Source organism: Acidimangrovimonas sediminis (assembly GCF_002871005.1).
In the GTDB taxonomy this organism is placed as follows: domain Bacteria; phylum Pseudomonadota; class Alphaproteobacteria; order Rhodobacterales; family Rhodobacteraceae; genus Acidimangrovimonas; species Acidimangrovimonas sediminis.
Map to the genome: position 1 here is coordinate 144,203 of NZ_PHSN01000012.1, position 19,881 is coordinate 164,083.

Annotated in this window: 15 protein-coding genes; 11 read left to right on the forward strand and 4 right to left on the reverse strand. The window is 70.0% G+C overall.

Annotated features, from left to right (window positions below; translation table 11 throughout):
* Nucleotide 1 precedes the first annotated feature (1 nt).
* Together CVV76_RS11785 and CVV76_RS11790 are read left to right on the forward strand one after the other, a co-directional pair.
* Nucleotides 2-1,480 carry an aldo/keto reductase gene (locus CVV76_RS11785; protein WP_102224844.1) on the forward strand — a complete coding sequence of 493 codons (1,479 nt, stop codon included), beginning with the start codon at nt 2-4 and terminating at the stop codon, nt 1,478-1,480.
* A gap of 251 nt (nt 1,481-1,731) precedes the next feature.
* On the forward strand, nt 1,732-3,069 hold the full coding sequence (locus CVV76_RS11790; RefSeq protein WP_233192824.1) for a nucleotide sugar dehydrogenase: 1,338 nt from the start codon (nt 1,732-1,734) through the stop codon (nt 3,067-3,069).
* 118 nt (nt 3,070-3,187) lie between these two features.
* Here CVV76_RS11790 and CVV76_RS11795 read toward each other — a convergent pair whose 3' ends face one another.
* Nucleotides 3,188-3,799 (reverse strand): histidine phosphatase family protein, encoded by a 612-nt coding sequence (locus CVV76_RS11795; protein ID WP_102224846.1) that lies wholly within the window; start codon nt 3,797-3,799, stop codon nt 3,188-3,190.
* Nucleotides 3,800-4,120: 321 nt separating this feature from the next.
* Here CVV76_RS11795 and CVV76_RS11800 point away from each other — a divergent pair, with 321 nt between their 5' ends.
* The 4 genes from CVV76_RS11800 (at nt 4,121) to CVV76_RS11815 (ending at nt 9,921) form a co-directional block, all read left to right on the forward strand.
* Nucleotides 4,121-5,485 (forward strand): adenylate/guanylate cyclase domain-containing protein, encoded by a 1,365-nt coding sequence (locus tag CVV76_RS11800; protein WP_102224847.1) that lies wholly within the window; start codon nt 4,121-4,123, stop codon nt 5,483-5,485.
* Between the two features lie 330 nt (nt 5,486-5,815).
* Complete coding sequence (locus tag CVV76_RS11805) at nt 5,816-7,747, forward strand: ABC transporter substrate-binding protein (protein ID WP_102224848.1); 1,932 nt, start codon at nt 5,816-5,818, stop codon at nt 7,745-7,747.
* 3 nt (nt 7,748-7,750) lie between these two features.
* On the forward strand, nt 7,751-8,749 hold the full coding sequence (locus CVV76_RS11810; RefSeq protein ID WP_102224849.1) for an ABC transporter permease: 999 nt from the start codon (nt 7,751-7,753) through the stop codon (nt 8,747-8,749).
* Entirely contained in the window at nt 8,746-9,921 is a 1,176-nt protein-coding gene (locus CVV76_RS11815; protein ID WP_102224850.1) for an ABC transporter permease, read from the forward strand. The genes CVV76_RS11810 and CVV76_RS11815 overlap by 4 nt, the downstream gene beginning before the upstream one ends.
* Before the next feature lie 44 nt (nt 9,922-9,965).
* On the opposite strand, the gene CVV76_RS11820 is transcribed toward CVV76_RS11815, so the two are convergent.
* A complete protein-coding gene (locus tag CVV76_RS11820; protein WP_102224851.1) occupies nt 9,966-11,606 on the reverse strand; it encodes an FGGY-family carbohydrate kinase in 1,641 nt (546 codons plus the stop codon).
* The gene (locus CVV76_RS11825) at nt 11,606-12,790 is read right to left on the reverse strand and encodes a LacI family DNA-binding transcriptional regulator (RefSeq protein WP_102224852.1); all 1,185 of its coding nucleotides are present in this window, start codon (nt 12,788-12,790) and stop codon (nt 11,606-11,608) included. Before CVV76_RS11825 ends, CVV76_RS11820 begins: the two co-directional genes overlap by 1 nt.
* A 435-nt stretch (nt 12,791-13,225) precedes the next feature.
* On the opposite strand from CVV76_RS11825, the gene CVV76_RS11830 reads away from it, so the two are divergent.
* The 5 genes from CVV76_RS11830 to CVV76_RS11850 are packed head-to-tail and all read left to right on the forward strand — an operon-like array spanning nt 13,226 to nt 18,818.
* Nucleotides 13,226-14,218, forward strand: coding sequence for an autoinducer 2 ABC transporter substrate-binding protein (locus tag CVV76_RS11830; RefSeq protein WP_102224853.1), 993 nt, complete (start codon nt 13,226-13,228; stop codon nt 14,216-14,218).
* A gap of 45 nt (nt 14,219-14,263) precedes the next feature.
* A complete protein-coding gene (locus CVV76_RS11835) occupies nt 14,264-15,796 on the forward strand; it encodes a sugar ABC transporter ATP-binding protein (RefSeq protein WP_102224854.1) in 1,533 nt (510 codons plus the stop codon).
* A complete protein-coding gene (locus CVV76_RS11840; RefSeq protein WP_102224855.1) occupies nt 15,793-16,956 on the forward strand; it encodes an ABC transporter permease in 1,164 nt (387 codons plus the stop codon). Before CVV76_RS11835 ends, CVV76_RS11840 begins: the two co-directional genes overlap by 4 nt.
* Before the next feature lie 2 nt (nt 16,957-16,958).
* Nucleotides 16,959-17,951: an ABC transporter permease gene (locus CVV76_RS11845; RefSeq protein ID WP_102224856.1), complete on the forward strand. Its 993-nt coding sequence runs from the start codon at nt 16,959-16,961 to the stop codon at nt 17,949-17,951.
* A 12-nt stretch (nt 17,952-17,963) separates the two neighbouring features.
* The gene (locus CVV76_RS11850; protein WP_233192825.1) at nt 17,964-18,818 is read left to right on the forward strand and encodes a sugar phosphate isomerase/epimerase family protein; all 855 of its coding nucleotides are present in this window, start codon (nt 17,964-17,966) and stop codon (nt 18,816-18,818) included.
* Between the two features lie 42 nt (nt 18,819-18,860).
* On the opposite strand, the gene CVV76_RS11855 is transcribed toward CVV76_RS11850, so the two are convergent.
* Nucleotides 18,861-19,556, reverse strand: a complete 696-nt coding sequence (locus tag CVV76_RS11855; RefSeq protein ID WP_102224857.1) for a DnaA N-terminal domain-containing protein — start codon at nt 19,554-19,556, stop codon at nt 18,861-18,863.
* Between the last annotated feature and the right edge of the window lie 325 nt (nt 19,557-19,881).

Here is a 19,881-nt window from a genome sequence, read left to right on the forward strand (position 1 = left end):
CATGACACGCCATCCCGAACGCATCCGTCTGCCCGGCGGGCCCGAGATCAGTCGCCTGATCTGCGGCCTCTGGCAGGTGGCCGACATCGAGAAGGACGGCGGCACGCTCGACCCCGACGCGGCCGCCGACGCGCTGGCCGCCTATGCCGAGGAAGGGTTCGACACCTTCGACATGGCCGACCATTACGGCAGCGCCGAGCTGATCACCGGGCGCCTCCTGTCACGCACGCCGCCCGGCGCCCGCCGCCCGGTGGCGATGACCAAATGGTGCCCCGAGCCGGGCCCCATGACCCCCGAGGTCGTGCGCCGCGGCGTGCAGGAGCGGCTCGACCGGCTGGGGGTCGAACGGGTCGACCTTCTGCAGTTCCACTGGTGGAGCTTCGAGCACCCGGCCTGGCTCGACGCACTGCACGAGATGAACCGGCTGCGCGAAGAGGGGCTGATCTGCGCCCTCGGCGTGACCAATTTCGACGCCGCGCACCTGGCGCTGGCGCTGGCGGACGGCATCCCGCTGGTCTCCAACCAGGTGTCGTTCTCGCTCGTCGACCGGCGCGCGGGGGGCGCGCTGTCCGAACTTTGCGCGCGGACCGGGGTGAAGCTCTTTGCCTACGGCACCCTCTGCGGCGGCTTCCTGTCCGAGAAATGGCTCGGTCGGCCCGAGCCGGAGACGATCCCCGACTGGAGCCGCGCCAAGTACAAGCGCTTCATCGACGCCGCCGGCGGATGGGCCGCATTCCAGGGGATCCTCTCCGCCGCAGCAGGCATCGCCCGCAAGCACGGGGTGTCGCTGTCGAACGTGGCCTCGGCCTGGGTGCTGGACCACGAGGCCGTCGCGGCCACGATCATCGGCGCGCGGCTGACCGAGAGCGAACACCGCGGCGACAACCTCAGGGTCTTCGACGTGATGCTCGACGCCGAGGATCGCGCCGCGCTCGACGCAGCCTTCGCCGCCACCGATCCGATCCCCGGCGATTGCGGCGACGAATACCGCCGGCCGCCGTTCCTGACCGCCTCGGGCGACCTCAGCCATCACCTCGACACCATCCCGTCGGTGCTGGAAACCAGCGCGGCCCCGACACGCCCCGGCCGCACGCGCGCGTCTTCGGGCAGCGTGTGGGAACCGCTGGCAGGCTACAGCCGGGCGGTCCGGGTGGGCGACCGGGTGCTGGTCTCGGGCACCACCGCGACCCATGGCGCCGACCGCTGCGTCGCCCCCGGCGACCCGGGCGCGCAGACCACCTACATCCTCGACAAGATCGCGGCCTCCCTCGGCGCCCTCGGCGCGGGGATCGAGGACGTGGTGCGCACCCGCGTCTACCTGACCGACGTGACCCAGTGGGAGCCGGTCTCGCGCGCCCACGGGCGGGTCTTCGGCGAGGTGCTTCCGGCCAACACCCTGCTTCAGGCCGGGGCGCTGGTCGGCGACTACCTGGTGGAGATCGAGGCCGAAGCCGTGATCGACCCCGCCCCCGGGTCCTGAGAGCGCCCAGCCGAAAGGACCCGGAATGGCAGTCCCGGATGGCGGCCCCGGATGGCGGCCCCGGGGTGGCAAGACCCGGGTACCACCCGCGGGATGACAGGACCCGGGCAGCGGGAACGCGGCGCCAAGAGCGGCGCGACCGTCCCCTCGGCCCCGCGGCGGCGTCCCCTGCCCCGCCGCGGCGCCCGCTTGACTTGCCCCCGGGTTTTCGACACCACGGCCTCACCTCCCCCCGAGACAGGAGCCCGGACGTGACACCGCCTGCCTTCCAACCGCTCCTGACCGCGATCGAGACCCGGCGCGCCCGGGTCGGCGTGATCGGCCTCGGCTATGTCGGCCTGCCGCTGGCGATGGCCGTCGCCCGCGGCGGCCTCGCCGTGACCGGCTTCGACATCGACCCGGACAAGATCACCCGGATCGAGGCCCGCCGCTCCTATATCGAGGCCGTGCCCGACGAGGTGCTGGCCGCGACCTGCGAGGCCGGCCGGTTCGAGGCGACCACCGATTTCGCCCGTCTGGCTGACTGCGACGTGGTGGTGATCTGCGTCCCCACCCCCCTCGACAAGCACCGCGACCCCGACCTGTCCTTCGTCCGCGCCACCTGCGACGCGATCGCGCGCACCCTGCGCCCCGGTCAGCTTATCGTGCTGGAAAGCACCACATATCCCGGCACCACCGACGACGTCGTGCGCCCGATCCTCGAGGCCGGCGGGCTGACCTCGGGGCGCGACATCTTCCTCGGCTTCTCGCCCGAGCGTGAAGATCCCGGCAACCGCGACTTCCGCACCATCCAGATCCCCAAGGTCGTGGCCGGCGACGGCGCCGAGGCGCAGCAGCTGATGGAGGCCTTCTACGGCGCCGTGGTGGACAGGGTCGTGCCGGTCTCGACCACAGCCACCGCCGAGGCGGTGAAGCTGACAGAGAACATCTTCCGCGCCGTCAACATCGCGCTGGTGAACGAACTCAAGGTCCTCTACGAGGCGATGGGCGTCGACATCTGGGAGGTGATCGAGGCTGCGAAGTCGAAACCCTTCGGCTACATGCCCTTCTATCCCGGCCCGGGGCTGGGCGGGCACTGCATCCCGATCGACCCGTTCTACCTGACCTGGAAGTCGCGCGAATACGAGATGCCCACCCGTTTCATCGAACTGGCCGGAGAGATCAACGCGGCGATGCCCGCCCGCGTCGTCACCCGCACCGCCGAGGCGCTGGACATCCGGTTCGGAAAGGCGCTCAGCCGGTCGCGGGTGCTGGTCATGGGCCTGGCCTACAAGCGCAACGTGCCCGACATCCGCGAAAGCCCCTCGCTCAAGCTGATCGAGCTGATCGAGGCGCGCGGCGGCTCCGCCGCGTTCCACGATCCGCATGTGGACGAGATCCCGAAGACACGCGAATACATGGCCCTCAAGGGCCGCCGGTCGGTTCCCTTCGACGCCGACACGATCGGCGGATTCGACGCGGTGGTGATCGCCACCGATCACGAGGCGGTGGATTACGCCCGGCTGGCCGAGTGGGCGCCGCTGATCGTCGACACCCGCAACGTGATGGCGAAGCTCGGGCTGCCGGCGGAGAAGGTGGTGAAGGCCTGAAGCGCCCGACCTGAGGCGCCCGACCTGAGGCACCTTGATCCGGGCCGGCCCGCAGGGACCTGCGGGGGGTTGCGTATTTGGGGAACAATGAAAGGGGGAGGGCCTTTCGGGCGGTGGGTCAGATCGGGCCCGGGGGGGTGCCGTCGAGGCTGTAGACACGCGCGGCGCGCCCGCACGGGTGCAGCGCGTAGAGCGTGCCCTGCGGCACCGGCAGGGTCAGCATCGCGGCGGCGTCCAGCCCGGCGTGGCGGCCGATCACGATCCGCCCGGCGTTGCGGTGGGTGACGACCAGCCGCAGACCCGGCGCCGCACCGACCGCGTCCATCGCGGCGCCGAGACGCGCGGAAAAATCCTCCAGCGTCTCGCCCCCCGGCGCATCGAAGAACCACGACCCGCGCGGCCCGCGCTTGCGGTGGCGGGGCCAGCCGGCCTCGATCTCGGCGCGGGTCAGACCCTCCCAGCGGCCCAGCGACAGTTCGGCCAGCCCGTCGAGCACGGTGATCGTGGCGGCCTGGGCCACCCGGTCCGCGACGATCCGCGCGGTCTCGCGCGCGCGACCGAGGGGACTTGCGAAGATCCGGAGCGGCGCGGCGCCGATCCGCTCGGCCAGCGCCGCCGCGACCGCCGCCGCCTGGTCGCGGCCAAGGTCGGTCAGCGGCGTGTCGATCCGGCCCTGGTACCGGCCCTCGGCGTTGAACGCGGTCTCGCCATGCCGCATGAGATAGATCATTTCCGCCTTCCGCCTGTTCGATCCCGCACAGACGGAAACCCGCCGGACATCCGTGCAGCGCCGCCACAAGACCGGGATTTCCCCGCAGAAGCAAGGGCTTCCCCCGCCGGACCCGACACGCGCGGCGGAAGCGCAGATGCGCCATTTTCCGCCCGTCCCGCCGCGCGCGCCCGCCCGGCGGGAACGATCCGGGCGGTGCGGGGTGGCATTCGGGCGAGATACCTCTATATCACCCTTTCCCGGCTTTGGACTTCGCCCGCACAGGCGGAGCCTTTTCGCGATTTCGCTTGCCGGGCAAGACTGCCTTAAGGACAAGAAAAAATGGCGAAGAGTGGGACAGAACTTTCCCTCGTTCTGATCGACAAGGTCGAGGAGTGGCTCGAGCAGGCCGCCCTGGACGGCGAAGACCTCAAGACGATCATCAACGGCACCTGCGAGCGGCTGGCCGCCCTCGGCGTGCCGATCGACCGCGTGTACCTCAGTTTCTCGATGCTGCACCCGCTTTACGACGCGCTCGGCTTCAGCTGGCGGCGTGGCGAGGGCCTGTCGGTCGAGGGGCTGACGCTGCCGCGCAACGAGGAAAAGCCCGAGCGGTTCCTGAAGAGCCCGTTCTACTTTCTGCTGCAGAACAAGCTTGACCACCTGCGCCGGCGGATCGAGCCGGACACCCCGTCGGAATTCCCGATCTTCGACGACCTCAAGGCGATGGGCGCGACCGATTACCTCTGCTTCGTGCAATCCTTCGGCGATGGCCAGGGGCGCGGCATGATGGGGTCGTGGTCCACCACGCGCGACGGCGGCTTCGAGGAACAGGCGATCGAGGCGCTGCTCTACATCCAGCGCAAGCTTGCGGTGACGGCGAAGATGGCACTGCTGACCAAGCTGGCCGGCAACATGATGGAAACCTATGTCGGCGCCAGCGCGGGCGAGCGCGTGCTGTCGGGCCAGACCCGGCGCGGCGACGTCGAGACGATCCGCGCCGTGCTGGTCATGGCCGACATGCGCGGCTCCACCATGATGGCCGAGACGCTGGGGCGCGACGATTACACCGAGACGCTGAACCAGTTCTTCGACGCCATCGCCGAGCCGTTCAACCGCGACGGGGGCGAGATCCTGAGCTTCATCGGCGACGGCTTCCTCGCCGTCTTCCCGACCGAGCGCCACGCCAAGCCCACCGAGATCGCGGCGCGGCGCGCCACCGATGCCGCGCGCGAAGCGCTGCAACGGGTCGCCGCCCTGAACCAGGAACGCGCCGGCCAGGGGCTGGAGCCGATCGGATTCGGCATCGGGCTGCACATCGGCAACGTGATCTTCGGCAATGTCGGGCTGGCCCGGCGGCTGACGTTCTCGGCCTTCGGCGCCTCGGTGAACGAGGCGCAGCGGCTTGAGGCGCTGACCAAGACGCTCGGCTCCCCGATCGTGGCGAGCGAGGCCTTCGTCGATTATGCCGGCGGTGCCTGGAAGGGCCATGGCGAGCGTGAGCTTGCGGGCCTGTCCGAGAAGATCGCCGTCTTCACCCCGGTGTTCGAGGACGCGGCCGAGCGGCAGGGCGCGGGCGAGGCGGCACCGGTGCCGGCGGCCGGCCTCGAATCGCATTCCGAGGCCGAGCAGATCATGATGCTGTTCCGCGACAAGACGCCCCCTTCGGCGATCCGCGGCGGCCGGAGCGAGCGCCGGGCAAGCTGACCGCCCGGCCGCGCGCCTCCCTCCCTCGGCTCCCCCCTACCCCGGCCATCCCCTACCCCGGCCATCCCCAAGCCCGCACCCGCGCCGCACCCGGCCTGTCACGGGCGCCGGGACGGGCCGGTGCGCCGGATCGCCGCGCGTATGGACAGCCACGGGGCGCGCGGCTAGTCTCCTTTCCGATGACGACGTTGGCCGCCCGCGGCCCCTTCGGACCGGCCCCGTTCCGGCGTCGGCAAGGGCGGCCCGGCCCCATGTGGCCCGTGCCCCCTCTGCCGATCCCGTTCCGCCGCTCCCGGACCCGGCGGCCGCCTTTGGAAGGACGACAGCGCGATGATCACCCGGCGCGCGGCCCACGGGATCATACTCGGGCTTCTGGCCGGCCCGCTGCTGCCCCGCCGCGCCGACGCCGCGCCGGCCGAGCCCCCGATCCTGCGCGACGCGGTCGCCGCGGGCACCCTGCCCCCGATGGCCGAGCGCCTGCCCAGGGTGCCGCGGGTCGTCAACCTGCGCGCCCTCAAGCGCGAACCGGGTGCCTATGGCGGCACGATCCGCCGGCTGGTGACCGGGCAGAAGGACATCCGCTACATGACGATCGACGGCTATGCCCGTCTCGTCGGCTATGACCAGACGCTGGCGCTGATCCCCGACATCCTCGCCCGGTGCGAGGTCGAGGGCGACCGCGTCTTCACCTTTCACCTGCGTCCGGGCCATCGCTGGTCCGACGGCGCGCCCTTCACCGCGCGCGACTTCCGGCACTTCTGGGAAGACGTGCTGATGAACCGGCAGCTGCGCCCCGACGGCGTGCCGGTGGAGATGGTGGCCGGCGGCAAGCCCCCCAGCTTCGAGGTGATCGACGCCACGACCGTGCGCTACAGCTGGGAGGTGCCGAACCCCGATTTCCTGCCCTCGCTGGCCTCGGCCCAGCCGCTGGAGCTGGTGCTGCCGTTCCACTACATGAAGCAGTTCCACCCCGCCTTTGCCGACCGGCAGAAGCTGCAGCGCGAAATCCGGCGCGCCAAGGTCCAGACCTGGACCGATCTCTACGTGAAGATGTCGCGCTGCTACCGGCCCGAGAACCCCGACCTGCCGGTGCTGACGCCCTGGCGCAACACCACGAAATCCCCGGCCGAACAATTCGTCTTCGTCCGCAACCCCTATTTCCACCGCATCGACGAGGCCGGGCGACAGCTGCCCTATGTCGACCGCTGGATCCTCAACCTCACCTCCAACGCCACGATGGTCGCCAAGGCCGGCGCGGGCGAGACCGACCTGCAGATGAACGGCCTCGACTTCGCCGATTACCCGTTCCTGAAGGCCGCCGAAAAGCTGCACCCGCTCAAGGTCGAGCTGTGGAAGCGCACGCAGGGCTCCATCCTGTCGCTGATCCCCAACCTGACCTGCACCGACAAGGTCTGGCGCGAGGTGCTGCGCGACGTGGCGGTGCGGCGGGCGCTGTCGCTGGCCATCGACCGGCACGAGATCAACATGGTCTCGTTCTTCGGCCTCGCCCACGAAAGCGCCGACACGGTGCTGCCCGAAAGCGTGCTCTACAAGCCCGGCTACGCCAGCCGCTGGGCGACCCACGACCCCGACCGCGCCAACGCCCTTCTCGACGCGGCGGGGCTGGACAGGCGCAACGGCGCCGGCATCCGCCTTCTGCCCGACGGGCGGCCGATGGACCTGGTGGTGGAGACCGCCAGCCGCGGCGACGTGGAAACCGACGTCCTGCAACTGGTGCGGGACCACTGGGCGCGGATCGGCGTCGCGCTGTTCATCCGCGCCACCGACCGCGACATCTTCCGCAGCCGGATCAAGGGCGGCAGCGTCGTCATGTCGGCCTGGAACGGCTGGGACAACGGCGTGCCGACGCCCGACATGTCGCCCGCCGCCCTCGCCCCCACCGCCGACGATCAGCTGGAATGGTCGCAATGGGGGATGTACTACCTCTCGAACGGCGCGCAGGGCCATGCCCCGGAATGGCCGGTGGCGCGTCAGCTTCTCGATCTCTACGCGCAATGGGGCCGCACCTCGACCTTCGCCGAACGCCGCACGATCTGGCAGCAGATGCTCGACATCCGGTCCGAGCAGGTACTGACGATCGGCACGGTCAACCAGACGCTGCAACCGATCCTGCGCTCCTCCCGGCTGCGCAACATGCCCGACAAGGCGCTTTACGGCTACGCGCCGACCGCCTACCTGGGCGTCTATCTGCCGGATACCTTCTGGTACGACACCGGCTTGTCGCCTGACTCGGGGGCCTGAGAGATGCTGCGATTCATCCTGTGGCGGATCTCGGTCATGGTGCCGACGCTGATCCTGATCTCGATGCTGGTCTTCACCATCATCCAGCTGCCGCCCGGCGATTATTTCGAAAGCTACGTGAACGAGCTTCAGGCGATGGGCGAGAATGCCAACGGCGCCCAGATCCAGGAGCTGCGCCACCGCTACGGCTTCGACCAGCCGCAACCGATCCGCTACCTGCACTGGGTCGGCGGCATGCTGCACGGCGACTTCGGCTATTCCTTCGCCTACCGCATGCCGGTGAGCGACGTGATCGGCGACAGGATCTGGCTCACCGTGCTGGTCAGCTTCGTCACCGTGATCTTCACATGGCTGGTGGCCTTTCCCGTGGGGATATATTCGGCCACGCACCAGTACAGCTGGGGCGATTACGGCCTCACCTTCTTCGGCCTCGTGGGGCTGGCGGTGCCGAACTTCATCCTCGGCCTCGTGATGATGTATTTCGCCAACCTCTGGTTCGGCCTGTCGATCGGCCACCTGATGGATCAGCAATACCTCGGCCAGCCGATGTCATGGGACAAGGCGAAGTCCATCCTCGCCCACCTGTGGATCCCCACCATCATCATCGGCACCTCGGGCACCGCCGCGATGATCCGCCGCGTGCGCGCGAACCTGCTGGACGAGCTGCGCCAGCAATACGTGATCACCGCCCGCGCCAAGGGGCTGCACCCGTTCCGCGCTCTGGTGAAATACCCGCTGCGCATGTCGCTGAACTTCTTCATCTCGGACATCGGGTCGATCCTGCCCGCGATCATCTCGGGGGCGGAGATCACCGCCGTCGTGCTGTCGCTGGAAACCACGGGGCCGATGCTGATCTCGGCCCTGAAAAGCCAGGACATGTACCTCGCCGGGTCGTTCCTGATGTGCCTCGCCTTCCTCACCGTGATCGGCATGCTGGTGTCCGACATCGCGCTGGCGCTGCTTGACCCGCGGATCCGCCTTCAGGGCAGGAGCACGCGATGAAGGACGCCCTGCCGCCCCCCGGCGCGCCGCTGCCGCATTACGTCTCCGACGCGCCGTTCGATCCGACCTCGATCGAGCGCCTGCCCGAGGGGCGCGAATCCCTCTACCGCGCGTCGCAGCTCAGGCTGACCTGGTGGCGGTTCCGGCGTCACCGGCTGGCGCTGGCCTCGGCGATCTTCCTTGCCTTCGTCTACCTCGTCGCGATCTTCGTCGAGGTGGTGGCGCCCTACAACCTGCACAGCCGCAACCCCGATTTCATCTACGCCCCGCCGCAACGCATCCACCTGTTCGACGAGGGCCATTTCGTCGGCCCCTTCGTCTACGGCCGCAAGATGACGCTGGACATGGACAACCTTCAACGGCTCTACACCGACATCCCCGGCGAGGTGCAGAAGATCCGCTTCTTCTGCCATGGCGACGATTACAACTTCTGGGGCCTGATCCCCGCCGACATCCACCTGATCTGCCCCGCCCGAGATGGCCAGATGTTCCTTCTGGGCACCGACCGGATGGGCCGGGACGAGCTGTCGCGCATCCTCTACGGCGCGCGAATATCCCTTTCCATCGGCCTTCTCGGGGTGACGGTCAGCTTCATCCTGGGCATCGTGATCGGCGGCCTCGCGGGGTATCACGGCGGCACCGTCGACCTGCTGGTCCAACGTCTGATCGAGGTGCTGCAATCCATCCCCTCGATCCCGCTCTGGCTGTCGCTCTCGGCAATCATGCCGGTGACGTGGAGCCCGCTGATCGTCTACCTGGGCATCACCGTGATCCTCGGCCTCCTGGACTGGACGGGCCTTGCCCGCGCCGTCCGATCCAAGCTGTTCTCGCTGCGCGAGGAGGATTACGTGCTGGCCGCGCAGCTCAATGGCGCACGCCCGCGTCGGATCATCCTGCGCCACCTGGTGCCCGGCTTCCTGTCGCACCTGATCGCCTCGGCCACCATCTCGATCCCCTCGATGATCCTGGGCGAGACCGCGCTCAGCTTCCTCGGCCTCGGCCTGCGCCCCCCGATCGTCAGCTGGGGCGTGCTGCTGACCGAGGCGCGCGATGTCACCGTCCTCGCCTTCTACCCGTGGATCCTGCTGCCCACGGTGCCCGTCTTCCTTGTAGTGCTGGCGTTCAACTTCCTCGGCGACGGGCTGCGCGACGCGGCCGACCCGTACCGCTGACCCCCAGCCAACTTCGCGGCCAACTTCCCGGGCTCACCCCGCGGCTAACCCTCCACCATCAGCGCCCGCACCTCGCGGTCCGCCGCCTTCAGCCGGGCAAAGACCGCGCGCTTGCGGGCGTGGAAGGCCGCGACCTCCCCGCCCGAGGGCACCAGCACCTCCGACAGCCGCGCCACCCCGGCGGCGGCCTCGGAAAGGCTGGCGCAGCGGCCCGAGGCCACCATCCCCAGCATCGCCGCCCCCAGCAACACCGGCTCCTCCGCCGCGGGCAGGGCCACCTCGCAGCCGGTCGCATCGGCAAGGATCCGGCGCAGGAGCGCGCTGCGCGCGGCCCCCCCCGACACCACCAGCATCTTCGGCCCCATCCCCGCCGCGCGCTGCGCCTCGACGATCAGGCCCAGCCCGTAGCCCAGCCCGCACAGCACGGCAACGAACCACGCCACCAGCGATTCCTCGTCCGCCCCGGTCCCCAGCCCCGCGATCACCGCGCGCGCCGCCGGATCGGCCTCCGGCGCGCGATTGCCCAATACCTCGGGCACCACATGCACCGACCGCGCCAGAAGCGCCGCGCGTCCCGCATCCCCCGCCAGGCGCACCGCCTCGGCCTCCAGCAGCGCGTAAAGGCTCCGTCCCTCCGCCTCGGCCCGCGCGGCGGCAGCCGCGGCCGCCGGGTGCATCGCCACCAACTGGTCGAGCGCCGCGCCAAAGGCCGACTGCCCGCCCTCGTTCAGCCACAGCCCCGGCAGCATCGCCCCGTGATAGGGGCCCCAGACGCCAGGCACGAAGACCGGCGCGTCCCCCACCGTCATGGTGCAGGAGGAGGTGCCGAGGATCGCCGCGATCTGGTCGCGCGGATCCAGTGCCGTCCCCTCGGGCCCGCGCCCGCCCAGCGTGCCCACCCCGCCGGCATGGGCGTCGATCAGCGCGGCGCCCACGCTGATCCCGGGGGGCAGGCCCAGATCCTGCGCCGCCGCCGCGCTCAGGCCCTGCCCCAGCGGCGCGCCGATCTCGGCCACCTCGGCCCCGATCCGGGCAAAGCCCTCCTCGGCCAGCGCGCCCAGCCCGATCGCGCCCAGGAACGCCGCGTCCCAGCCACCGGCATGGGGCAGATAGGTCCACTTGCAGGTGACAGTGCAGGCCGATCGCACCGCGCTTCCCGTCGCCCGCCAGGTCAGGAAATCGGCAAGGTCCATGAAGGCCCCGGCGGCGGCAAAGGTCTCGGGCATCTCCTCCTTCAGCCACAGGATCTTCGGGATCTCCATCTCTGGAGAGATCGCCCCGCCGACATAGCGCAGAACCTCGTGCTCGCCCGCGTTGATCCGCGCCGCCTGCCCCGTCGCCCGGTGATCCATCCAGACCATGACATTGCGCCCCGCCCCGCCCTCGGGGTCGACCGAGAGCGGCGCGCCCGCGGCATCCAGCACCACCAGCGAACAGGTCGCGTCGAAACCGATCCCGGCGATCGTCTCTGCCACGCCCGGCGCCACCCGCGCCGCATCGGCCAGGGCCGCGCGGGTGGCCGCCGCCACCGCGTTCCAGATGTCGTCCGAGCTTTGCTCGACCCGCTCGCCCGGGGCGCGCCAGATCCGGATCGGGTGCTTCGCGCTGGCCAGCATCCGCCCGTCCGCGTCGAAGATCCCCGCGCGCGCGCTGCCCGTGCCCACGTCGATGCCGATGAACCTCATCACGTCTCCTCCCCCGGGCGATCCCCGGTCACGTCCTCTCTCACTCCGTCGCTCACGGGCCCCGCCTCGTTCACCGGCGCCGCCCGCGGGTCGAGGAACAGCTGCGGCGGGATCACCACGCGCTGGCCCGGCTCCCCTCCCCCGGTGTCGAACAGCTCGAACGCCGCCGCCACCATCCGCGGCACATCCTGCCACACCATCGCAAGGTCGACCGGCAGAACCGCACCGAACGGGTCCCAATCCCAGCAGGCCACCGGCACCCCGGCGCAGGCCGCGTGGTGATCGCGCAGAAAGGCGGCGTAGCCCTCCAGCGCGGTCAGCGAATTGATGAAGAGACCGGCGGGAAGGCCCCCGGGCCGCGCGTGCAGCCGCCGGATCTCGGCCTCGACCGCCGCCGCCGGATAGCCCACCGGCGCGCACATCCCCGGGCCATGCGGCAGCCCCGCGGCCTCCAGCGCGGCACGAAAGCCCTGCATCCGCCCCTCGGTCGCGAATTCCCCCGCCACCCCGCCGATGAAGCGCAGCCCCGACGGGTCGCCGCCCCGCGCCGCAACCTCGGCGATCAGCCATTCCGTCAACCGCCGCGAACCGCCCGCGTTGTCGGTCACGACCGACGGCGCCCCCGGCCCCGGCAGATCGAGGTTGACGCAGGGGATCCCCGTCTTCGCGCAAAGCGCATTGAGCGGGGCGGGATCGGCCACGCCGCAGATCACCAGAAGCTCCACCTGCTGCGCCACCAGCGTCTCGGCAACCCAGGTCTCGGTCGCGCTGTCGCGCTGCGCGCTCACCACCACCGGGCACAGGCCGCGCGCCCGGGCGGCGGCCTCGAAGGCCTCGGCGATGCCGGCGAAGAAGCGGTTGCGGTAATGCGGCAGCACCATTCCCGCAAGGCTGGACCGGCCGCGCCGCAGATCGCGCGCCCGGCGGTTCGGCCGGTACCCCATCTCGGCCGCCAGCGCGAGGACCGCCTCGGCGGTCTCGCGCCGGATGCGGTACCGTTCCCACGATCCGTTCAGCACCAGCGACACCGTCGCCCCCGACACCCCGGCCCGCAGCGCGACGTCGTAGATCGTGACCCGGCGGGCGGGCGCGGCGGCCGTCGCCCGGCCCCGGTGAACCTCCCCCGATTCGCCGCGACCTCCTTGGCCGCCACCTGCCTGGCCCTGCGCCTTGCCGCCTGTCATCCCGCTTCCAATCTGCCCTCCGGCCCCCCGCAGCAATCTGCGTAGCACGTTGCGCACCAAGCCGCGATCCCGCGCCGCCGCGGGCGCGCGCCGCGCCCCGACTTCACAAGTTCTTGAGGTCGCGGCGACCCCGGCCCGGCTTGCTTGACGCATTAGCTTAATGGATTTAGCGCAAATACCGGGGTGGTGGTCAAGTCCCGTATCCGGCCCGGTTCCGACACTCGCACGACCGGACCGGCGCGACACGGAAAGGACCCCCGCACACCCCGCCGGGGAGACGCTCGTCCCCCGCCCCGTCACGCCGCCGCGCCACTGGCCGGCCCGTGCCTCGGGGTGCCGGACGAGACGGGTTTTTGAGGAGGAACCCGCAGCCCCGGACGATCTGCCGGCCCGCCGGACGACCCGGCGGGACGGATCATTGAACGGGAGGAAGACATGACCAGGAAGATCACCCTCGCCGGGGCCGTTTCGGTCCCCGCGCTCGCGCTTGCCGTCGCCCTCGCGCCCGGCAGCGCCTCGGCCAAGGATTACACCATCGGCTTCGTGCCCAAGCTGGTGGGCATCCCCTATTTCACCGCGATGAAGCAGGGGCTGGAGAAGGCCGGCAAGAAGTTCGGCGCCAAGATCGTCTATCAGGGGCCGACGACGGCCTCGGTCTCGGGCCAGGTGGAAATCGCCGAAAGCCTGATCAACAAGCATCTCGACGCGGTCGGCGTCTCGGCCAACAGCCCCACCGCCCTCTCGGCCGTCGCCAAGAAGGCCAAGGCGGCCGGCGTACTGTTCTATTCCTCCGACAGCCAGGTCGACGGGCCGGACGTGTCGCTTCGGGTCTCGCAGGCCGACGACAAGGCGCTCGCCTACGCGGTGATCGACCAGCTCGCCCAGCAGGTCGGCGACAAGGGCGACGTGGCCTTCGTCTCGGGCGGCCCGACGGCGACCAACCTCAACGTCTGGATCGGCTTCATGAAAGACCGCATGAAAGCCAAGTACCCCGACATGAAGCTGGTCTCGATCCAGTACGCGGGCGAAGACATCTCCAAGGCGACCGACGTGACCTCGCAACTCCTGTCGGCCTATCCCAACCTCAAGGGCGTGGTCGGCGTGAACTCCACCGCCGTGCCGGGCGCCGCGCAGGCGGTTCTCAGCGCGGGGATGAGCGGCAAGGTCGCCGTCACCGGCATCACCGACCCGAACACCATCCGCCCCTTCGTCAACAACGGCACGGTGAAAAGCGTGGTGCTGTGGAACCCGGTCGACCTGGGCTACCTGACCGCCTGGGCCGTTCTGCAGGAACTCGACCACAAGCAGCTTAAGGCCGAGAACGACGTGCCGGGCCTTGGCAAGATCGCCTATGACGCCAAGACGAAGACACTGCTTCTGGGCAAGCCGCTGGTCATCACCAAGAAGAACATCGGCCTGAACTTCTGAACCGGGAGGGCGGGGGCCGGTCACCGCCGACCCCCGCGATGTGCCATGGCGACATTCGAACTTTCAGGCATCGTCAGGAATTTCGGCGGGGTGCGCGCGCTCAAGGGCGTCGACATCGCCGTCGATGCGGGCGAAAGCCTCGTCCTGCTGGGCGAGAACGGCGCGGGCAAGTCCACGCTGATCAAGATCCTGACCGGCGCGCTGGCCCCCGACGCGGGCGAGATCCGCATCGACGGCGTGGCGCAGGATTTCCGCAGCCCGCTCGACGCGCAGAACGCGGGGATCTCGGCGGTCTACCAGGAACCGATGATCTATCCGCACCTCAGCGTGCTGGAAAACCTCTTCATGGGGCGCGAGATCACCGGCGCCTTCGGCCGGGTCGACCGGGCCGCGATGCGCCGCACCGCCCGCCCGATCCTCGCCGAGCTGGAGCTGGACGAGACAATCCTCGACCGGCCGATGGCGGCGCTGTCGCTGGGCTATCAGCAGCTGGTGCTGATCGCCCAGACGCTGGCCCAGAACGCCCGGCTGATCATCTTCGACGAACCCACCTCGATCCTGTCGCGGGCCGAAACCGAACGCCTGTTCACAATCATCGACCGGCTGCGCGCCGGCGGTCGGGCGATCGTCTACATCACCCACCGCCTCGAAGAGGTCCCCCGCGTCGGCGACCGGGTGACGGTGCTGACCGACGGCGCGGTGACAGGCGGCTACGGCAAGGGCGGGTTCTCGGAAACCACGCTGCTGGAGCTGATGGCCGGCAAGAACAGCCGCGAGATCGAGGCAGAGATCACCGCCCACCGCACCCCTGCCGGCGATCCGGCCACACCCCCCGTCATGGAAATCGCCGGCCTCTCGCACCCCGCGCATTTCGAAGACGTCAACCTCCGCCTTCCCCCCGGGATGATCACCGGGATCTACGGCCTCGTGGGCTCCGGCCGGTCAGAGGTGGCGCTGACGATCTTCGGCGAACTCACCCGCTCCGCCGGCACGATCCGGCTGGAGGGGCAGGAGATCGCCCCCGCCGACCCGGCCGAGGCGATCGCCCTCGGCATCGGCTACCTCCCCGAGGACCGCAAGCTTCAGGGCATCTTCGCCTCCAAGCCGCTCGAGGCGAACATGACATCGAACGGCCTTGCACGGTTTCGCGGCGGCTGGGGCCTTCTCGACTTTCCCGCGCTGGCAGCCGAGGCGCGGCGGATCATGGGGCAGTACAACATCAAGGCGCAAAGCGCCCGCACCCTGATCTCCACCCTCTCGGGCGGCAACCAGCAGAAGGGCCTTTTCGCCCGCTGGGCCGGCCAGCCCTTCAAGGTGCTGATCCTCGACGAACCGACCCGCGGCATCGACGTGCGCACCAAGGACGAGATCCACGATTTCATCCGCGACCTTGCGACCGGCGGTGTCGCGGTCGTCGTCATCTCCTCCGACCTGAAGGAGGTCCTTTCGGTCTCGGACCGCATCGTCGTCATGCGCGCGGGCCGCGTGGTGGATGAGGTCTCGGGCACCGCCATGACGCCCGAACGTGTGCTGAGCGCCGCGATCGGCGCCGGACAAACCGGAGAGAGCGCCGCATGACCGCACCGACCGACACCCCGCCGCACGGTTCCGGGCGCGACCCTGAACATGACGCCGCGCACGGCCCCGCGCAGGGCCCAACGCGAAATCCCGCGCGCGATGCGATCCCCCCTGCCCCCACTCCGCCCGACCCTGCGGCCCCCGACCCTGCGGCGCCCGACACCAAGGCCCTTGCCGCCGGTGCCCGCGGCAACCGCCTCGCCGCCTTTGCCGGCGCGCGCGAAGGGGTGCTTGCGATCACCCTCGTCGTCGTGCTGGTCGGCATCACCCTGGGCTCGCACGGCGATTTCTGGTCCCACGTGAACATCAACAACCTGCTGGTGCGCATCGCGATCACCGCCATTCCGGCGATCGGCATGACGCTGGTGATCCTGACCGGCGGCATCGACGTCTCGATCGGGTCCATGCTGGGCCTCGTGGCGGCGGTCGGCGGCCTCCTGTTCCAGGCGGGGTGGAGCGTCTGGGCCGTGGCGCCGGTCTTCGTGCTGCTCGGCGCGGGCTTCGGGCTGGTGAACGCGGCGATCATCCTCGGCGGGCGGGTGCCGCCGGTGGTGGCGACGCTGGGCACGCTGTCGATCTTTCGCATGGCGGTGTTCCTCGTTCTCGGCTCGAACTGGATCACCATGATCCCGCCCGAGCTGACGACCCTCTTCATCACCTCCCGCCTCTGGGTGCTGCCGGTGGCCACGGTGGTCGCGCTGGTGCTGATGATCCTCTTCGCGCTCTTCCTGCGCGGCTTCCGCACCGGGCGCCACATCTACGCCATCGGCAACAACGCCGAGGCCGCCCGCCTCGCCGGCATCAAGGTCCGGCGGCTGGAGCTTTACACCTATGTCCTGCTCGGCGCCTTCACCGGCATCGCGGCGCTTCTGACGCTGGGGCAGAGCCCGCTGGTGCAGAATTCCACCGGCACCGGGTTCGAACTGGGCGTGATCGCCGCCGTCGTCCTCGGCGGGACCGAGCTCAGCGGCGGCAAGGGCACCATCCTCGGCACCGCGCTGGGAACCATCATCGTCGAGCTGATCAAGGACGGCGTCGTCCTGATGCACATTCAGCCGTTCTGGGGCGGGGTCCTCCTCGGCGGCATCATCCTCGTCTCGATCGGCGCCAACCGGCGCTTTCCGGGCAAGGCGGCAGGCACCAAGGGCGCAGGAGGCTGACCATGGGCGCGACAGGTTTCCAACCCGGACGCATCGGCGTCCTCGTCCTGCTGACGATCCTCGCGCTTGGCGGCTTCGCGCTCGGCGATCCCGGAATCCTGTCCGGGCCGAACCTCTATTCCATGGCCGTCTTCTCGGTCGAGATCGGCATCATCGCCTTCGGCCAGACGCTGGTGATCTGCGGCGGCGACGGCGGCATCGACCTGTCGGTGGGCGCGATCGGCGCGCTGGCGCAGGTCCTCCTCGGGCTTGCGATCACCGCGGGCCTGCCCTGGCCGCTGGCGGTGGCGATCTGCGTCGCGGCGGGGGCGGGGATGGGCATGATCAACGGCGCCTGCGTCACCCGCCTCGACATCCCGCCGATCATCACCACGCTGGCCACGATGTTCGTCTTCTCGGGCCTCGCCCTCGTCCTGACCGGCGGCATCAACATCGACCTGACGACCGCCTCTGCCGCCTTCCTCTTCCTCGGACAGGGCGCCATCGCGGGCCTGCCGTTCCAGCTTGTCGCGCTCTACCTGCCCGCCCTCCTGATCCTGATCGCGGTGCAGCACCGCGCGGGCTTCGGGCGCGCGCTCTACCTCGTCGGCACCTCGACCACCGCGGCCCGGCTGACCGGCCTGCGCCCGAACCGCATCCGCGCCCGCACCTACGCCATCGCCGGGCTGATGGCCGGCATCGCGGGCGCCATCGGCGCGGCGCGCCTCGGCACCGCAAGCCCCGAGGCCCTGGGCCAGGCCAACCTCATCTCCATCGCCATCGTCGTCCTCGGCGGGTCGTCCATCTTCGGCGGCGACGGCTCGGTCGTCGGCACCATGGTCGCCACCGTGCTGATCGGCGTGGTGAACTACGGGCTGAGCTACATGAACTTCAACCCGGTCTACCAGGCCGGCGTGATGGGGCTGATCCTGATCGGCGCCGTGCTGATCGACAACGCCATCAGCGGGCGCGGGCTGTCCGCCCTGCCCTTCCGCATGACCCGCAGCACAGGATAACGGAGACGACACATGACGATCCGCGGTTTCGGCGTCCACACCGCGATGTGGGCGATGGACTGGACCCCCGAGGCCGCGGCCTGGGCGATCCCCGAGGCGGTGGCCCACGGTATCGACTTCCTCGAGATCACGATGCCCGACCCCGCCGCCTTCGACCCGGGCCCCACCCGCGCCGCGCTGGAACGCGCGGGCGTCGCCTGCGTCACCTCTCTCGGCCTGCCGCTCGACCGTTTGCCCACGAACGATCCCGAAGGCGCGCTGGCCTTCCTGCGCATGGCCCTCGACCGGGCCGCCGCCACCGGCGCCGAAGCGATGAGCGGCGTGCTCTACGGCGGGATCGGACAGCGCACCGGCCATCCCCCCACCGAGGCCGAGCGGGACGCCACCGTCCGCGTCGTGGCCGAGGCCGCCGCCTACGCCCGCGCCCTGGGTCTGGGCTTCGGCCTCGAGGCCGTGAACCGCTACGAGAACCACATCGTCAACACCGCCGCCCAGGCGGTCGAGATCCTCGAACGGGCGGGCCAGCCCAACGTCTTCGTCCATCTCGACACCTACCATATGAACATCGAGGAGAAGGGCCTCGCCAACGGCATCCTCGCCGCGCGCGAGCATCTGCGCTACATCCACCTCTCGGCCTCCGACCGCGGCACCCCCGGCCGCGACACGATCCAGTGGGACGAGGTCTTCGCGGCCCTCGCCGCGATCGGCTTCACCGGCGGGATGGCGATGGAAAGCTTCATCACCGTGCCGCCCGCCTTTGCCGCGGGCCTCTCGGTCTGGCGCCCCGTCGCCCCCTCGCGCGAGGAGGTGCTGGCCGAGGGGCTGCCCTTTCTGCGCATGAAGGCCCGGCAATACGGGCTGATCTGACCCCCCTGCCCCGCCGTTCCCTGCTGTCGCGCGACCGCCGGTTCAGGCCTCGACCCGCACGCTGCGGATCGAGGGGTCGAGCCGGCGCACCGCGGCCTCCAGCCGACCGCTCAGGTGCGTCCGGACGTAATTCGCGTGGAACAGGCTCGGCGCCAGCAGCGTCAGGCACCCCTCCTCGGCCGACACCTCCTCGAGCGGGCCGAACCACGCGCCGAACGCCGCCGGGTCCGCCGCATGCAGCGCGGCTTGCGCCTCGCGCCACAGCGTGCCGTCGCGGGCGGGGGCGGCAACCGTGCGCAGCGGCACCACATTGCCCCCCTGCCCTGCCGCCTCGCCCGCCCCGGCGCTGTCCTGCGCCGCGACGCGATCGATGAAATCCTGCCCGATGTTGGGCCAGGACGGGCGGGTGTCTTCCATCACCTTCGAAAGGTCGATGCCGTAGACGCTGACCCTGCCGCGCGCACCCTGGCGCTTGATCACCAGCCAGCCCTGCGCCTTCAGCCGCGCCATCTCGCGCTTCACCGTCCGGGTGTCGACCGACCACAGCCGGGCGATCTCGTCCTGTCCCATCGACAGCTCGTCGCGCTTCCAGTTGTAGCGCGTGGTGATCAGCGCCATCAGCCGCAGCACCTGCCGCTGGACATGCTTGTCGTGGCTCAGCGCATGCGCCATCAATGCGCTGAGCAGGTCGTACTTGCGTGCCGACGCCTCGCGCCCGACGGGCTTGACGAGATGCATCCTGCTCTCCTGTCCCGGCAGTGCCCCTTGGGGAACGCTGCCCTAATGCCTCGGTCTCCGCGGATCTTGCTGACCCGTCGGTGGCGCGGCGTCCGGTCCGGGGAGACGGTTCCAAACGCTTTTGCCTGTTCTTCGGTTATTTGCGTCCAGCATTACGATTCTGTCAAGCCTGCGCTCGGTCCGGCCTTCGCCCCCCTGCCCGATCAAATCAGAAAAGAAAGGTTTTATGGTGAAGGGTGACACCTTGGCTGTCCCCCATTAGGGCGCTTTTGTCCCCCAATAGCCGGTGGGGATGCGCAAGCTGTCCCCCAATATATGGCCGTAT

Excerpts from the sequence above, each read along its gene's own strand:
- CVV76_RS11785 (WP_102224844.1), top strand. The coding sequence starts at position 2 with ATGACACGCCATCCCGAACGCATCCGTCTGCCCGGCGGGCCCGAGATC.
- CVV76_RS11795 (WP_102224846.1), bottom strand. The coding sequence starts at position 3,799 with ATGATCTATCTCATGCGGCATGGCGAGACCGCGTTCAACGCCGAGGGC.
- CVV76_RS11800 (WP_102224847.1), top strand. The coding sequence starts at position 4,121 with ATGGCGAAGAGTGGGACAGAACTTTCCCTCGTTCTGATCGACAAGGTC.
- CVV76_RS11805 (WP_102224848.1), top strand. The coding sequence starts at position 5,816 with ATGATCACCCGGCGCGCGGCCCACGGGATCATACTCGGGCTTCTGGCC.
- CVV76_RS11810 (WP_102224849.1), top strand. The coding sequence starts at position 7,751 with ATGCTGCGATTCATCCTGTGGCGGATCTCGGTCATGGTGCCGACGCTG.
- CVV76_RS11815 (WP_102224850.1), top strand. The coding sequence starts at position 8,746 with ATGAAGGACGCCCTGCCGCCCCCCGGCGCGCCGCTGCCGCATTACGTC.
- CVV76_RS11820 (WP_102224851.1), bottom strand. The coding sequence starts at position 11,606 with ATGAGGTTCATCGGCATCGACGTGGGCACGGGCAGCGCGCGCGCGGGG.
- CVV76_RS11825 (WP_102224852.1), bottom strand. The coding sequence starts at position 12,790 with ATGACAGGCGGCAAGGCGCAGGGCCAGGCAGGTGGCGGCCAAGGAGGT.
- CVV76_RS11830 (WP_102224853.1), top strand. The coding sequence starts at position 13,226 with ATGACCAGGAAGATCACCCTCGCCGGGGCCGTTTCGGTCCCCGCGCTC.
- CVV76_RS11835 (WP_102224854.1), top strand. The coding sequence starts at position 14,264 with ATGGCGACATTCGAACTTTCAGGCATCGTCAGGAATTTCGGCGGGGTG.
- CVV76_RS11840 (WP_102224855.1), top strand. The coding sequence starts at position 15,793 with ATGACCGCACCGACCGACACCCCGCCGCACGGTTCCGGGCGCGACCCT.
- CVV76_RS11845 (WP_102224856.1), top strand. The coding sequence starts at position 16,959 with ATGGGCGCGACAGGTTTCCAACCCGGACGCATCGGCGTCCTCGTCCTG.
- CVV76_RS11850 (WP_233192825.1), top strand. The coding sequence starts at position 17,964 with ATGACGATCCGCGGTTTCGGCGTCCACACCGCGATGTGGGCGATGGAC.
- CVV76_RS11855 (WP_102224857.1), bottom strand. The coding sequence starts at position 19,556 with ATGCATCTCGTCAAGCCCGTCGGGCGCGAGGCGTCGGCACGCAAGTAC.